The 468-nt window shown below is 60.7% G+C and carries 1 pseudogene; it reads right to left on the bottom strand.

The annotated features are described in order from the left end of the window. Positions 1–468: pseudogene (locus AC0L15_RS33235) on the bottom strand (transposase); the annotation flags it as partial.

The following is a 468-nucleotide window of genomic DNA, read 5'->3' as shown; positions in this document are numbered from 1 at the left end:
TGGTGATGTGGGGTTCAAATGCTGCTCGCCGCCTATCTGGCGGAGCCTTGAACTTGAGCCACTTCGCTACGCTGCGAACTCATCGCCGGTCCGTCGGGCGATCGCGCTGTAGGATAGACCCTCCTGGTGTAAGGCGTGGAGCATCTCGAATATCTCCTGGCGAGACTGCCTATGCCCGAGACGGGCACGCCGGAGATGTGTCGCAGCGTCGACAATAGCGTCCTCGGACAGGATGGATCTTCCTGAAGCACGTCCACTAAGGCTCATCTGTTCCTCGATTGCCGTACAAAGATTCTGGACCACATGAAACCGGTCGGCCGCCTGGTGAGCCTGCGGTGCGCCTTCACGGACGGCCCTGCGCATATAGGCCGCAGCGGTCTCGGCTGACGATACCTCGACGGAGGGATGATCCGCAGCCACCTGGCTGCGCTATCGACACTCCGATCATCGAGAATGTCGACGACCGAG

Source organism: Mesorhizobium sp. WSM4846, assembly GCF_055811415.1.
Note: the sequence above shows the minus strand (reverse complement) of the source record. Positions and strands in the feature narration are given on the sequence as shown.